This window comes from Rhodanobacter fulvus Jip2 (assembly GCF_000264315.1).
Taxonomy (GTDB): domain Bacteria; phylum Pseudomonadota; class Gammaproteobacteria; order Xanthomonadales; family Rhodanobacteraceae; genus Rhodanobacter; species Rhodanobacter fulvus.
In genome coordinates, this window is the sequence record NZ_AJXU01000026.1 from 1 (window position 1) to 15,327 (window position 15,327).

Below are 15,327 nucleotides of genomic sequence, written 5' to 3' on the forward strand. Positions count from 1 at the left end.
GTCGATTGTTCAAAAGCGTCTTTTGGACGTTTTCCGACTTGGTGAATCGGTCACGAAAATAGGCGCTCTGATTCCACGTGATTCCCTTGTGCCGAGTCAGATTTATTAACGCAGGTGCGAGGGCGGCAACACCTATCAGCGTGACGACTATGGCTTCCTTCTTGACAAATATTATCTGGATGAAAAGCAAGGAGAAGATGGTCTGCCATACCCACCACTTGATGGCGTAGTACGGGAACATATGATTTGGCATTATCAGGTATGGCGCCATGAGGCCCCCTATAATGAGGGCGATAAGCAGTGTCTCCTTCCATTTTTTCAAAAATACCAAAGAGGCCAGTGTGGTGGTCACGTAGAACACGCTGAGAACTCTGATGTGTCTGCCTTCATCGAGAAAATAGAGTAGTGCCACCTTAGCCATGCTGAAGGGGTTCAGCGTCATGAAATACGGGCTTTTTGCATGCTCTATCGGATCGATGAAGGATCGCCCCGGGATAATTAGTTTATTGAAGGCAACAAAAAATATAAGCAACAGCGCCGTTGATGATAGAAGCCACCTGTGGGCGTAAAGCTTCTTTTTCCATTCGACGTCTCTGTATATATACCATCCGAGAAGAAATATTGGAGGAAGAATAAAATCTTCTTTTGCGAATATGGAGAGCGCGTATAGCAATACAAAAATTGCTGCCGTCGAAGATTTTCGATTGCGATCCCATAGCGACAAGGCAATCAGCGCGAGACCCCCAAAAAACATGGAGATCGTTCCGACAATCGTTTCCAGCTTGTATACGCCGCCAATGAGTCCTGGGTTTGTAATAAGTAGCACCCAGGCAGCTAGAAACGTGATGACGTGAATTCTGACCTTGAATATAGATTCAACAACTTTTGATATCGATATAAAATAGACGATAATCGAAATATGCTGTAACGGATAGATAATATATTTGGCTTGACCATCAAAGAAAATCTTTGCCAATATGGTTTGTAAATATACATACAATTCAGATATCGGACGGGAGTGGATTATATATTGCATGAGGCCACCGTCAGTTCTCGTTACGGTGGTCACAAAGTAATCAATGCGAAACGTCGGGGTGCCGATTATTGGAAGGCCGCAAAAGACAAAATAATATAAGCAGTAAACCGCGACGGCGATGCCTGTGACGACGATTAATTGCTTATTCCACAAACGGTCCGCGGCGGATGAAGTTGTATTCATGTGGAGGCTCACCTCAATCTTTTTAATATGAGAGCAGCAGGGAGTCTTCAATCGCCATGCTTGATCGTTACTCGATTAGAGAATGTCGTGTGCGGCTGATGCGACGTCGGAGGCGCCGACCCGTGGTTTTTAAATTTAATCGAATGAATTATCGGACTTTTTCCGCAAGCGATAGTGGATCTTTTCGAGCAATTTTCGATTGGTCGCGATCAGGTCGCCGATAAGTCCCATCATATACAGCAACATGCCGAGCGTGACGCATAGAGAGGCCAAAATTACCGATTGTATATGGCCTTCTCCGCCATTACCCAGATAGTAGAAAATAAAGCGCGCGCCAGCGACGAGTCCAATCAGCATGAAGATTGAGCCGATATAGAAAAATAGAGTTAATGGTCGATAGATCAAGAACACCCTGAATATGGTCAGCAGCGACCTTTTGACGTAACTAGGAATACTCTTGACCAGGCGCGACGGGCGAAGATCACCGTTGGTGCGTATCGGAACAGAGACTATGCGCAGATTACTCTGTCCCGCCTGGATGATAGTTTCCAAGGTATAGGTATAGGCATTGAACACGTTGAGACGCATGGCCGCCTCGCGCGATATGGCCCGAAAGCCGCTGGGTGCATCGACCACATCGGTCTTACTGGCCATACGTACCGCCCAGCTGCCCAGTCGTTGCAACTTTTTCTTGATCCAGGAGAAGTGCTCGGTCTCGTCTATTGGGCGAGTGCCGATGACGATGTCGGCTTCGTGCGCCAATACGGGTTCAGTGAGCTTGGGAATGTCGGCGCCGCAGTACTGGTTGTCTGCGTCAGTGTTGACAATTACGTCGGCGCCCAGCTGCAGGCACGCATCGAGCCCGGACATGAAGCCAACCGCCAGGCCCCGGTTTACCGGATGGCGCACGACATGGTGGACACCGTTCTGGCGCGCGACCTCTGCCGTATTGTCGGTTGAGCCGTCGTCGATGATCAGCCATTCCACCGTGTCGAAGCCGACGACTTCACGGGGCAGGTCAGCCAACGCGATAGCCAGTGTCTCGGACTCATTGAGGCAGGGGATCTGGATGATGAGTTTCATGGGTTCACCTTGATGCTTGAGTGTCGTTCGGTTCGAAACAGGTTCTGCATCGTTCTGTTGTTGGATGGCGTGATCTTCACGCCTCTCGTGTTTCTCCGCTTGCCGCTGATCGGCTTGTGACATTGCGGCGGTTGCTGGGCAAAAGGTGAGTCTGGTCCTGGTGATTTATCTTCGCCTCAAATGGACTTGGGCGAATGGATTTTCCGGTTATGCATGCAGCTCAGTGATCGACTAGTTGCCGGGTCGGCGCAGCATGAACATGCTGCCCAACGCAAAGTTCAACAGATCACCCAGTGTGGTGGCGATGCGCAACGTCACCACGACTAGTACTACGTCGACAGGTGCCATGACGCCGCTTAGCCAGGCACTGAGCAGGGCTTCACGGATGCCAAGTCCCGCCGGTGCTCCCGGTGCGACAAAACCAAGTATCCAACTGCTCGCAAATGCACCTACGAAGAACAGTACGCCAGGAACCTGCGAAGCCGGGTCGGCCAGCGCGTGCGCGACCAGCCACAGGCCGGCACCGATCATCACAAAGCTGCTGGCATAAAGCGCGTAGCAGGCGACGACCGTAGCGGGGTCGAGGTGAAGACGCGTGAGTCCGGATTCTTCCTCCGCGCGTTGACCTCCCCTCAGGCGGCCCAACAAGACAGCGAAACGTGGCGCCAGCCACAGGGCTGCGACCGCAAAGGCAGTGACGGCCGCCAGCAGTGGCAGCCGATATTCAGTGATTTTCCACGTCAGCAGGGCGGCGGGTGGCGACCACAGGAGCGTAAGAGCACCGATGTGTGCGCTTGCGACGAGCGCCAGCAGCAGTTCGTAAGCTACGGAAAAGACGGCCGCGGGCAGCTGCACGTTGGCTCCACGTGCGAGCGCGATACGGCCAATATGCTGAGCCACGTTACCTGGAAGGTATTTGCCGAATTGCGTCGTGGCGAGAATGGGGAGCAGGCGGCCGAACCTGGCGGGCTGATTCATGGATCGAAGGAGCAGTGTCCAGGCAATCGCCGTTGTAATGATGGACGAAGCGTAAAGCAGTGTCAGGGAGGCTCCCGCAAGCATCACCTTGCCGTCGAGCAGGGCGGATAAATCCTTGCCGGCAAGCGCCTGGTGGGCGTACAGCACGAAATACGCGCCGGCTGCGAGCGCCAGCAGAATACCGAGGGCCTTGAAAATGTGTTTCATCATCGGGCGCGTTGCTGCCGGTTGGCATGAGATGGAGCCGCAACATGAGCGCCTGCGAGTGGACAGTCGGTAACACGATGCTCAGTGGGTCGCACGGCGGAAGCGCTCCCATGTTTGCCTGAGCCCGGCTTCCAGCGATGTTCGGTGGTGCCACCCATGTGCCTGTGCCGCCAAGGTGGGATCCATGGCGATGCAGGAGGCATCAACCGCCCGTCCGGGTTCGTAACTGCGTTGCAGCGGCTGGCCGGCAACGGATTCCATGATGCCAAAGAGCTCGTTGAGGCTGACGCTTGTTCCACTGCAGGCGTTGAAGGTACGCGCCCCTGCCGGCATCGGGTTGGTCAGCACAAGTGCGCACAGCTCGACCAGGTCATCAATGTAGACGTAGTCGCGTTGCGCGGATCCGTCGCCCCACACGTGCAGTGTCTCGCCGCGCAACATCGTGCCGAACGCCGCGGGAATCACACCGAATCCCTTACGCTCCGGCTGACCGGGGCCATAGACATTGGATGGGCGCAGGATGGTCGCCTTGCCGCCGGACTGGCTGCACCAGGCCGCGATGAACGTCTCGGAGGCCAGCTTGGTTGCGCCATGGTACGAGCGCGGCTGAAGCCGCGCCGATTCGCTGGACGGCTGCGTGGTCGTATCGGCGTATAGCGACCCTCCTGAAGACATGTACAGCAAGTCGACCTGCGGATGCTCGTGGAGAGCCTGTAACAAAGCGGCAGTGAGATGGAGGTTGGTTTCGACCTCATGCAGCGGTCGTGCGGCAGAGGTACCGGGCGTGGATGTCGTCGCCAGATGCACGACGGCCCGGCTGCGTTGCAGCAGCGAGTCGAGTTGTTGGGGCTCGCGGAAGTCGCCGATCACCGGCTCGATCAGCGCATGGTGGGGGACGTCGCCGCTTCGGCTTACCGCGATCACCGGTATCCCTTGCTCTGCCAAGGATCGGGTGAGGTTGCGGCCAATGAACCCGCTGGCACCGAGAACCAGAATGGAATCAGCCACCGTGCGTATCTCCGCGCAGGCGGTTGTAGACCCGGATATAGCGTTGCGCGCAGTCGTCCCATGTGCCCAATTCGTCATTCACTCGACGGCGTGCAGCTTCTCCGAATTGCTGATTGGTCGCCGCATCCTCCAGGCGTGCAAGCGCATCGCCATAGCTTTGCGGTGAGTCGCACAACAAGCCGGTTTCCCCATCGGTGACTACCGTAGCGTGCGCAGGCATCCGCGACGCGATGATCGGCATGCCCGCAGCCATCGCTTCCAGCATGACTTGGGGGCGCCCTTCCGCATGGCGGCTCAACGTGATGAGTCCGCAGGCTTGCGGAAACCATTCCCTGGCGAGCTGTTCCGGCGCGGCCGGGCCGTGATAGTGCACCCACGACGGCACGTCGATGGTCTGTTCCATTGGACCAAAGAGGTGTAGTTCCCGCGACCCGTCTTCAAAGAGCGAGCGGGACCATTCGAACAGAGGCCCCATCTTTTCCGCAGTGAGGCGGGCGACAACCAGCCACCTTTTCGGACTCTGGTCCAGAGGTTTGCGTTGTATCGCGTACCAGACCGGATCAATGCCGAACGAGATTGGCTGGATCTCGGCAATATCGCCAAAGGCCCGCTGCAACGGTTCGCACATCCATTCGGCATTGGGACAGATGGCTACCCGCCGGTGGCGCATTACACGTCGCAACAGCGGCCGCATGAATGGAAGCCCGAGCAAACGCAGATCATTACCTAGAACAGTGATCAGTGCGGGCTTGCCATCGCGCGGCAACGGCAGAGCCGATTGCAACCAGTTGATGTGGTAGACATCGACATCGCGCTGCCGCCTGTATGCCGCGGCCAGTATCCGCAGCAGGCGAACGGGCGAAAGCAGGGCGCGCACGCCGCCGCTGCGCATCATGTGCGAGATGCCGCCGAGATCGACGAGCTTGCCCAGCCAATCACTGTCCGATCGTGTGGTTGCTTTTGCGGCGCCTTCAGGCAATTCGCCGGGCGGCGCCCATACGTTCAGCTCGATCGAAGGGGCGCGAGCAAGACCGAACACCATGTTCCTGATGAACACGCCGCGGTATCCGGCTGCATCGCGCGGATACATGGTGCTGACGAAAAAGACCTTCATGTTGCGGACCCATCGCCAGTCGCCGATTCCGCGCCCTTGCGGAGTTCCAGGGAATGCCCGGTGGCAATGTTTTTCCAGTCCGGCCATAGCTGCGACATCAACCAGGTCACCGCATTGGTAAGAACGATCGCCAGCAATGCGATGGGTAACAGGAGGATTTTCAGAACGCCCTTCTTGGCATCCACGCCACCTGCGATAGCGAGACACATGACCAAGCCGGCGGCACGGATCGCATGCCCGGATCGGTGCAGCGAAACGACTTCCAAAGACGCACGTGCCGCATCGCGGCGCAGACCGAATTCCGTAAATCGCTGGAAGTCGAAAGGCTCGTTGTGAAGAGGGTAAAGAAACGGCATGGAGATCCAGGCCCGGCCACCGGGCCTGAGCACGCGCGCGATTTCCTTCAACGCAAGCGCCGGATCGGGGACGTGTTCAATGACTTCAAGGCAGACCACACCATCGACGCATTGGTCGGCGATGGGAAGAGTACAGGCGTCGGCAAAAATGTCCGGGCGGGCATCGTAGAACTCGTTACCGGTTGCCGGATAATCCAGGGCAATGTAATTGACCGCCTTCGGAAGATGGGCCGCAATCCATCGGTCGGCGGCGCCTATATCGAGAATGACACCCTTGGCCGTGCTCAGGCCCTGCGGTACCTGGCGTTTGCCCAATAGCCATTGGGGGTGAATGGGTGTGCGCCTGAGTATCCGCGCGCATTCGTGTAGCAGGCCCATCAGAGGATCTCCTTTGGGAGGTTCGCTGCTGCGCCTGCCCGAACTGGCACGGCGAAGACACGCAAAGAAGTCGATCCTCGCGGTACGAGACCGTGTTGCTCCATTTATATTTCCCGAACCTGGATGGAATGAGCGCTAATGCTAAACCATCGCTCAGCCCGAGGCGTGATCGGCCGCCTGGAGTGCTGAAGCGGCCTCGACCGCTCAGCCCAGCGCCGCTTCCAGCTCCGGAATGATCTTGAACAGATCCCCCACCAGTCCGAAGTCCGCCACCTCGAAGATCGGCGCCTCGCCATCCTTGTTGATGGCCACGATGGTGCCGGCGTCCTTGATGCCGGTGAGGTGCTGGATGGCGCCGGAGATGCCGATGGCCATGTACAGCTCGGGGGCGATGATCTTGCCGGTCTGGCCGACCTGCATTTCGTTGGGGCAGTAGCCGGCGTCGACGGCGGCGCGCGAGGCGCCGACGGCGGCGCCGATCTTGTCGGCGAATTTGTAGATGATGTCGAAGTTCTCCTTCGAGCCGACGCCACGGCCGCCGGAAACGACCTTGCTGGCGCTTTGCAGGTCGGGGCGGTCGCTGCTGCCCTGGTTCAGTTCCACGAAGCGGGTGTGGGTGGGCAGCGGAACGTCGATGGCCAGTGCTTCGACCGGCGCGGTGTTGGTGCCCGAGGCGGCCGCCGACCACGAGGCGGTGCGGATGGTGGCGACCACGGTGTGGTTGGCGTCGGCTTCGACGGTGATGATGGCGTTGCCGGCGTAGATGGGGCGCTTGAACGTGTGGGCCGCCTCCACGCTCATCACGTCGCTGACCTGGGCCACGCCCAGCAGCGCGGCCACGCGCGGGGCGACGTCCTTGCCGAACGTGGTGGAGGGCGCGAACACGTGGCTGTAGCCATCGGCGGCCTTGGCGATCTGCGGTGCCAGCATGGCGGCCAGCGGATGGGCGTTTTCCGGCCTGGTGACGGTCAGCACGCGGTTCACGCCTTCGATCTTCGCGGCTTCCGCGGCGACGGCGTCGGGCGCGTCGGACAGGACCAGCACGTCGATGGCCTCGCCCTTTACGGCAGCGGCGGCGCTGACGGCGCGCGCGGTGGAGGCGTTGAGTTTGCCGCCCAGATGTTCGGCGATAACCAGAATCTTGCTCATGTCGGTGCGTTCCTTTTGCTTCTTCACTGTGGGAGCGACTTCAGTCGCGACGCTTTAGTCGTATGAGATGAATAAGAGCATCGCGGCTGAAGCCGCTCCCACAGGAGCGGTGCGGAATGAGGGTTACAGCAGGCCTTTCTGCTTCAATGCCGCAACCAGCTCGGCGGCGTCTTTCACCATCACGCCCTTGCTGCGCTTGGCCGGCGCGGCGTAGTGGGTGGTCTTCAGATGGTCGTGTGCCTCTACGCCGAGTGAGCCGAATTCGATCAGGTCGATCGGCTTGGACTTGGCTTTCATGATGTCGGGCAGCTTGATGAAGCGCGGCTCGTTGAGGCGCAGGTCGGTGGTGATCACGGCGGGCAGTTCGGCCTCGATCACTTCCAGGCCGGCATCGACTTCGCGCGTTACCGTGGCCTTGCCGTCGGCGATCTCCACTTTGCCGGCAAACGTAGCCTGCGGACGATCCCACAATGCCGCCAGCATCTGGCCGGTCTGGTTGGCGTCGTCGTCGATGGCCTGCTTGCCCAGGATTACCAGGCCGGGCTGCTCCTTTTCGATCAGCTTCAGGAAAACACGGGCGGCGGTCAGCGGTTGCACCGCGTCCTCGGTGGTCACATGGATGGCGCGGTTGGCGCCCATGGCGAGGCCATTGCGCAGGTGGGCGGTGAGGTTGGCCGGGCCGATGCCGACCACGATCACTTCCTCGGCAACGCCTTTCTCGCGCAGGCGCAGGGCTTCTTCCAGCGCAATGTCGTCGAACGGATTGGCGGACAGCTTGACGCCATCGGTAACCACACCACTGCCGTCGGGTTTGACCTGGATGCGCACGTTGTAATCCACGACGCGCTTGTAGCCGACCAGAATTTTCATTTGCGATTTCCTATTAAGCGCCTGCGAGCGCTTGGATTGCCTAGCAATCGGATATTCTACCCGATGCGAATCAGTTGCCGTTGGGGCGCTGGTGTACCGGTTCAGCTGCTGCGGCGGGCATACGGGTAAGAGGCCGAAGATGGCTCCAACGGCAGACCGCACACGCTGGCAGCGTCTGCGGTTTTGAAACCGGCGGCGCTCGTAGCAAGGGTGAGAATGCGTTCAATCGCGTGAGCGAAAGTGCCGTCGACCTGGCCGGCTTCGGCTTCGAATTCCACTTCGTCCAGATGGGCGTCCAGCAGGGGACGCAGCGCGTCCAGGCGAACCCAGAACATGCTGCCAGCGATAAAGCGGTCGTGCTCTACGTCCGCGCGGGCGATGCCGAGGCGGGTGCATAGGTAGGCGACGTTGTCGCGGTTGGCGCCCCAGTAGTAGCCGAGCGGTTGCAGGTGTCCTTCGGCTCCGACCAGGCCCAGCGCGGCATCGGCGCGGAAGGCCTGAAGAATTTCACCGACCCTCTCCGGAGCGAGCAATTTGTCGAGCAGTTCGTGACGCCACACTTCGCCGTCCTGGCGATGGGTCGAGCGCTTGCTGTGCAGTTTCAGCACGACATCCACGCCTTCATCGAGCAGGCGGTTGGCGACGTGAAGGAACGGCAGGATGTCGCGCCCGCGATTCTCGAAGACCTCGATCTCCGCATCGAGGCCGAGCTGGGCGACGCGTTCGCGCACTTGCTGCTCGCGTTCGTGGGCGGTGGTGATGACGATGCGCCAGTCGACGTGGCTGGTGCGCAGGGCGGCGACCAGTTCATCCAGCAGGTCCGGATACCAGATGTGGAGCACGGCGCAGGGCCGTGTGTCCGTGGCCGGCACCGGACACAGCGCCGTGCGGGTGGCGTCGAGCCAGGCGTGCCCGAGCCGGGTATCCGGCTCCAACACGGCGCCTTCCGCCCACTCATTCCACGCGTTGACGAAGACCACCGGCTGCGTGGGAAACCGTCGCTGCGCGGTGCCGATGGCGTGGCGCAGCCAGTCGCGGTAGCCGCGCGGTGAGGCATGCGCGAACACGCGGCCGCGGCCGCTGCGGCGCGGTTCGTTGTCCCAGCCCGGGTTGACGCCGGGATAGCGCGGATAGGCCGGATCGGCTTGCGCGACGGATTGTCGGGCCAGTTCGCGCCAGTCGTGTACGTCGCCGCTGTAGTCGGGATTGAGCAGATGCTGGCGTGCGGTGATGGGCGAGGGCGTGATGTTGTTCGGTGGAAACTCGATGGCGGCATCGAAGCCGATGTCGCGCGGATCAACGCGGTCGAAACTCTGCACGTAGGCGAGCCGGATCTCGCCGATGCCGTGGCTGCGGCACCACTCGCGCCAGCGCGTCGCTGTCTCCCGCGGCTCCGGCAGCAGGCCGGGACGGTAGATCAGCAGCAGCGGTCGGCCGTCCACGCGCAGGTAGCGGGGGTCGGCCAGATAGGGGGCGATGTACTCGATAAAGGCGAGGTCGTCGTCGGCGCTGTGCTGCTGGCCGATCAGGATGTCGTCGGCGCGGCCATCCCAGCGCCGCGACCAGTTTTCGTTGGCCCAGCACAGGCACAACGGCAGGTCGAGCGATGGATCGGCCAGCCACTGCCGCAGTGGTTGTTCAAGCAGGGTCTTGCCCGCAAACCAGTAGAAATAGCTGCAGAACGCGCCGATGCCGTACTCGCGAGCCAACTGCATCTGCCGGCGCATGGCGTCGGGCAGGCGCAGGTCGTAGAAACCCAGTTCGCCGGGCAGGCGGGGCTGCGAATGACCTTCGAACTGCGGCAGCGCCCGTGTCACGTTGTGCCATTCGGTGAAGCCCGCGCCCCACCACGCGTCGTTCTCCGGGATCGGATGGAACTGCGGCAGGTAGAACGCCACCACGGTGGCGGGTAGCGGCGTGGGCAGGGGCGCCGCGCGATGGGGCATGTAACCGATCGCGCGCCCCGCGGCGTGGCGGCGGGGGCGACGCGCGGCCAGCGACGCATCGGCGACCCGTCCACGCGGCCCCTGAGGCACCAGTTCGGCATGCCGTTCCAGGAACCGTTGGCGCAGCCGGTCACGCGTGGCGACAGGCATCGGGGTCAGCCGAAAACCCGTGCGCAGCACGGTGAACAGACAACGTTTGGCGAGGTCGCGAGGTGACATGACGGCCTATCGGGAGTGATGCCGGAGCATCGCGGTTGAGGTGGCCGAGGTCAATCCAGCACGCGATGCAGAGCCGCGCCGGCGGCAGCGGCGGAGAAGTGCTGGCGCACGTTGTCCAGACCTTGTTCGGACAGTTGCCGCCACAGCGCTTCGTCATGTGCCAGCCGCAGCACGGCATCGGCGAAAGCGGCGGCATCGTCGGCTATCAGCACGTTGATGCCGTCGCTCAGTTGCATGCCTTCCACCGCGATGGTGGTGGCGATCACCGGCAGGCCGTGGCTCATCGACAGGTTGATCTTGCCCTTGACGCCGGCGCCGAAACGCAGCGGCGCCAGCGAGGCAAGGCAGCTGTCCATCCACGGCGTCAGGTCGGCAACGCGCCCGTGCAGTTCGAGGCCAGGCGTGCCGAGTTCGCGTCGCGCGGTATCCGGCATGTCGCCGAAAACGTGCAGGCGGATATCGGGCATGACCTGACGCAGCCGCGGCAGGATCTCGCTGGCGATCCAGCGGATCGCGTCGCTGTTGGGTGGGTGGCCGTAGCCGCCAATGAAAAGCAGGTCGGCGCGACCGGCGAAGGTTTGCCCGCAACCGTGGACCGGATGGATGTTGGACAGCAGTTCGACCCGCGCCTGCGGCAGCAACTTTGCGAGCAGCGCCTGCTCGTGCGGACTGACCACGAAGCTGACGTCACTTTGGGCGATCAGGGCAAGCTCGCTGCGCTGCGAGGCGGCGGCCTGGTGCGCCAGCGTGGCGCTGCCGCCGTATTCGGCAGCGCGCTGCTCGCGTAAGAAATGCAGATCTACCGTGTCGAACAGCAGCTTCGCCCGGGGCGCATGTTGACGGACCAACCCGATGTACTGGCCGGCCACCGTGTGTCGGCACAGGATGACGGCATGCAGTTCGCGGCCATGCTTGCGCAGCCAACCGGGGACGTTGCCCAGCGACGTTTCACAGCCGAGTTCGCCGAGTGCAGCGATTTCGCTATTGCTGGCGCGCCCGTCATCGGGAATGAAACACGTGCTCCAACCTTGCTCGTCGAGTAGTTGCAGGATGGCATGCAGGCGCAGCGAGCCGGAGTCGCGGGTGGGCTCCGGCGTCATCGCATCCACCACCAGCACGCGCCCGCGCGAACGCCAGCGGACGGCGCGTTCCAGCGGCGTACCGGCAGGCGGCTGCGCGGTCAGTTCGGCTGCCCATTTGTCCACGAAGGTTGCCTGGTTGAGCAATTGGTGGCGTTTCATGCCGCGGCTCGGGTCGGTGCCCGCGCTGATGCCTTCGCAGTGGATTACCACGCTGGCCGGCTCGTAATAAACGCGCAGGCCATGCTTGCGCACGGCGAAAGCAAGATCGGCGTCTTCGTAATAGGCTGGTGCGTAACGCGCATCGAAGCCGCCGATGTGCTGGAACAGTTCGCGACGGATCAGCAGCGATGCGCCGGAGACGTAATCGGTCTCGCGGCGGCAACGCCAGGCGAACGCGTCACGTGGTTCGAAGCGGCCGGCGTTCCAGCAGGCACCATCGCCGAACACCAACCCACCGGCTTCCTGCAGGCGGCCGTCGGGATAGACCAGCCGGCTACCGGCGATGCCGCAATCGATGCGTTCGTCGAAACAGCGCAACAACGCGTCGAGCCAGCCGGATGTGACCTGCGTATCGTTGTTGAGGAACAGCAGAAATTCGCCGCGGGCCGCAGCGGCGCCGGCGTTGCAACTGCCGATGAAGCCGAGGTTGTGCGGGTTGATGATCAATCGCAGACCGGCGATATGGGCCAGCACCTGAGCGCTGTCGTCTGGCGAGGCGTCGTCGACTACGATTACCTCGAATGCGGCCGCGGCGCCGTGCCGCACAATCGAGCGCAGGCAGGTGACCGTGTGGGGCAGTTCGCCATAAGCCGGAATGATCACCGATACCCAGGGCGCGATCGGTGACGACAGCACCAGCCCGTCGGGGTTGTCGTTCAGGGGCAGCAGTTGCAGCGCGGGATCGTTCGCCTGGTGCGGCCTGAACTCCTGCGCGATGCGTGCCAGCGTGCCGCGCACGCCGCGCAGCGCCAGGCTGGCGATGATGCGGCGACCGACATAGGCCAGGCGTTTCAGACGCCATCGCAGGTGGGAAATCAGGGCTGCTTCCTCTGTGAGTGGCTCCAGTCATTGCTTGATGTTGCCCGCAGGTGGGCGAGCGTCGCCGCCACGCCGGTCACAGCCATGGCCAGCGCAGCCGTCTAACCGGCAACTTGTGGGTATGGCCGAAATCGATCTCGCGGAAGCGGGCAATCCGACGCTGGCCATGCCGGTAATAGCGCCACGCGGCCTTCGCCGCGACCGGTTTGTCAGGGTTGAGGAACACATCGATTTGATGCACCGGTACGCCCTGCGGCGTCACATGCATGACGAGGCTGCGCCGCGAACGCTGCTTGACCCGATGCGGCGAACCGCCATGGAACATCGACGGATGCCAGATGATCACGTCGCCACGCTGCACGTGCACTTCTTGCGCCTGCATGCCGCGTTCGTCGCACTGGTGTTGCACGGCGGCCTGGTAGGCGTTCCAGCCGGCATCGGAAATCGCGGGGATGACGCTTGGGTCGGGAAACAGTTTTCGTGCCAGCGCATCCACGTCGATGGCCGGCAACAGGTGGCTGCGCGGTACCACCCGTAGCGGGCCGTTGCCGGAATCGACGTCATCCAGCGCCAACCACACGCCCAAGTAACGGTCTGCCGGGTGTGTGCAAAAGTACGGCGTGTCGCGGTGCAACGCCTGTTCGGAGCCGCGCTCGTAGTACAGGCTGGTGTAGAGCGTGGCCGGTTCCCCGAAGAATTCGTCGCAAGTGGCCAGTGCGGAGTTTTCCGCGAACACGTTGGCCAGCGCATCGATCGCCAAGTGCATGTTCACCACCCGGTAGAGTTGGCCGTGTTCGTTGGCGTTGTCGCGGATCGCCGCAGGGTGCGCGCGCTTGAACGCGTCGATGCCGACCAGCGCGAGTTCGCAGGCAGGGAGTGTTACGGCGTTGCGGATCACCGCATAGCCTTGCCCCATGAGTTGGGAGAGGGTGTCAGTCATGCCGGTTCACCGGGAGGGAGCGTAGCCGCGTGCTGGAGATCATTGGCAATCGACTTCTCAGAGGTTCTGGTAATTCGGACCCGAACCACCCTCGGGGGTCACCCAGGTGATGATCTCGTACGGGTCCTTGATGTCGCAGGTCTTGCAGTGCACGCAGTTGGCCGAGTTGATCTGCAGGCGCTTGCCGTGTGGCTGGGTTTCGTCGGCCACCATCTCGTAGACGTTGGCCGGGCAGAAGCGGGTGCAGGGGTTGTCGTATTCCTCCACGCACTTTGTGGCGCAGATGTCGGTGTCGGCCACGTGCAGGTGGATGGGCTGGTCCTCGTCGTGCTCGGTGGCGGCGAAGTAGACGCCGGCCAGGCGGTCGCGCGGGGGCAGGGTGCGTTGCACGTAGTCGCGTTCGGGCTCTTGGTACTCGCCCAGCTTGTGCAGCGATGACCAGTCCGCCTTGTTTTTCAGCGTCCACGGCGAGGCGCCGCCGGTGACGGTTTCCCATGCGGCGTTGGCCATGCCGAACCACAGGCCTTTCTTGAAGCCGGGCTTCACGTTGCGCACTTTCTTCAGTTCGGCCATCACGTCCGAGGCGCGCAGGCGCGCGTCGAAACCGCTGGCATCGAGCGTTTCGGCCACGTGCTCGGCGGCCAGCATGCCGCTCTTGATGGCCTGGTGCGTGCCCTTGATCTTGGGCACGTTGAGCAGACCGGCGGTGTCGCCGATCAGCAGCGCGCCGGGCATCTCCACCTTGGGCAGGGACTGGAACCCGCCGGTGGCCATCGCACGCGCGCCGGCGGAAAGGATGCTGCCGCCTTCCAGCAGCGGCTTGATCAGCGGGTGGTGTTTCCATTGCTGGAACGCTTCCCACGGCTTGTAGTTGGGGTCGCTGTAGTCGAGACCGCTGACGTAGCCCAGCGCGATGCGGTCGCCATCGAGGTGGTAGATGAAGCCGCCGCCATAGGTGCGCGTGTCGGCCGGCCAGCCGAAGCTGTGCACGATCTTGCCGGGCGTGGCGCGGCCGGCGGGTACCTGCCACAACTCCTTGATGCCGATCGAATAGCCCTGCGGATCGCTGTCCGCATCCAGCTTGAAGCGCTTGACGAGCTGCTTGGTGAGGCTGCCACGTGCGCCTTCGGCCAGCACGGTGACCTTGGCCTTGATGTCGATGCCTTCGGTGTAGCCGGGCTTGTGCGTGCCGTCTTTGGCCACGCCCATGTCACCAATGCGCACGCCGGCGACCGAGCCATCCTCGTTGTAGATGGTGTCGGCGGCGGCGAAGCCGGGGAACACGTCGACGCCCAGCGCCTCGGCCTGCGGCGCCAGCCAGGCGCACAGCGCGCCCAGCGACACGATGAAGTTGCCGTGGTTGTGCATGCCCGGCGGCAGCGGCAGCTTGCGCGCGCCGGTCTTGCTGAGCAGGAAAAACTGGTCCTCGCCGGCCGGGATGCAGATCGGCGGCGGGTTGTCGCGCCAACCTGGCAGCAGCGCGTCCAGCGGTTGCGGCTCGATCACGGCGCCGGAAAGGATGTGCGCGCCGATGGTCGAGGACTTTTCGATCACGCAGACGCTGACGTCGGGCTTGAGCTGCTTCAGCCGGATGGCAAACGACAGCCCGGCCGGCCCCGCGCCGACCACGACAACGTCGTATTCCATGGTTTCGCGTTCGCTCATCGCGGACTCCGGCAGCAAGTGGGAAGGGCGGCATGGCGACGAGGATGCGCGATACCTCTGCGTATTGTCCGGTTT

General features: G+C 62.0%; 12 protein-coding genes. All 12 read right to left on the bottom strand.

What is annotated here, in order from left to right:
• A partial coding sequence (locus UU9_RS04870) for a hypothetical protein (protein WP_007080608.1) occupies positions 1 to 1,219 on the bottom strand: 1,219 nt, incomplete at its 3' end.
• A 135-nt stretch (positions 1,220 to 1,354) separates the two neighbouring features.
• The gene (locus UU9_RS04875; RefSeq protein ID WP_007080609.1) at positions 1,355 to 2,302 is read right to left on the bottom strand and encodes a glycosyltransferase family 2 protein; all 948 of its coding nucleotides are present in this window, start codon (positions 2,300 to 2,302) and stop codon (positions 1,355 to 1,357) included.
• A 231-nt stretch (positions 2,303 to 2,533) separates the two neighbouring features.
• A complete protein-coding gene (locus tag UU9_RS04880) occupies positions 2,534 to 3,490 on the bottom strand; it encodes a lysylphosphatidylglycerol synthase domain-containing protein (RefSeq protein ID WP_007080610.1) in 957 nt (318 codons plus the stop codon).
• Positions 3,491 to 3,568: 78 nt separating this feature from the next.
• The gene (locus tag UU9_RS04885) at positions 3,569 to 4,495 is read right to left on the bottom strand and encodes an NAD-dependent epimerase/dehydratase family protein (RefSeq protein WP_007080611.1); all 927 of its coding nucleotides are present in this window, start codon (positions 4,493 to 4,495) and stop codon (positions 3,569 to 3,571) included.
• Positions 4,488 to 5,609, bottom strand: coding sequence for a glycosyltransferase family 4 protein (locus tag UU9_RS04890; protein ID WP_007080612.1), 1,122 nt, complete (start codon positions 5,607 to 5,609; stop codon positions 4,488 to 4,490). The genes UU9_RS04885 and UU9_RS04890 overlap by 8 nt, the downstream gene beginning before the upstream one ends.
• A complete protein-coding gene (locus tag UU9_RS17265; protein ID WP_007080613.1) occupies positions 5,606 to 6,343 on the bottom strand; it encodes a class I SAM-dependent methyltransferase in 738 nt (245 codons plus the stop codon). Before UU9_RS17265 ends, UU9_RS04890 begins: the two co-directional genes overlap by 4 nt.
• 204 nt (positions 6,344 to 6,547) lie before the next feature.
• On the bottom strand, positions 6,548 to 7,492 hold the full coding sequence (locus tag UU9_RS04900) for an electron transfer flavoprotein subunit alpha/FixB family protein (protein ID WP_007080614.1): 945 nt from the start codon (positions 7,490 to 7,492) through the stop codon (positions 6,548 to 6,550).
• Positions 7,493 to 7,615: 123 nt separating this feature from the next.
• Positions 7,616 to 8,362 (bottom strand): electron transfer flavoprotein subunit beta/FixA family protein, encoded by a 747-nt coding sequence (locus tag UU9_RS04905; protein ID WP_007080615.1) that lies wholly within the window; start codon positions 8,360 to 8,362, stop codon positions 7,616 to 7,618.
• Between the two features lie 101 nt (positions 8,363 to 8,463).
• Positions 8,464 to 10,527, bottom strand: coding sequence for a glycoside hydrolase family 99-like domain-containing protein (locus tag UU9_RS04910; RefSeq protein WP_007080616.1), 2,064 nt, complete (start codon positions 10,525 to 10,527; stop codon positions 8,464 to 8,466).
• Positions 10,528 to 10,577: 50 nt separating this feature from the next.
• A complete protein-coding gene (locus UU9_RS04915; protein WP_007080617.1) occupies positions 10,578 to 12,566 on the bottom strand; it encodes a glycosyltransferase in 1,989 nt (662 codons plus the stop codon).
• Positions 12,567 to 12,723: 157 nt separating this feature from the next.
• A complete protein-coding gene (locus UU9_RS04920) occupies positions 12,724 to 13,587 on the bottom strand; it encodes a phytanoyl-CoA dioxygenase family protein (RefSeq protein ID WP_193385291.1) in 864 nt (287 codons plus the stop codon).
• 57 nt (positions 13,588 to 13,644) lie between these two features.
• Positions 13,645 to 15,252: an electron transfer flavoprotein-ubiquinone oxidoreductase gene (locus UU9_RS04925; protein ID WP_007080619.1), complete on the bottom strand. Its 1,608-nt coding sequence runs from the start codon at positions 15,250 to 15,252 to the stop codon at positions 13,645 to 13,647.
• Between the last annotated feature and the right edge of the window lie 75 nt (positions 15,253 to 15,327).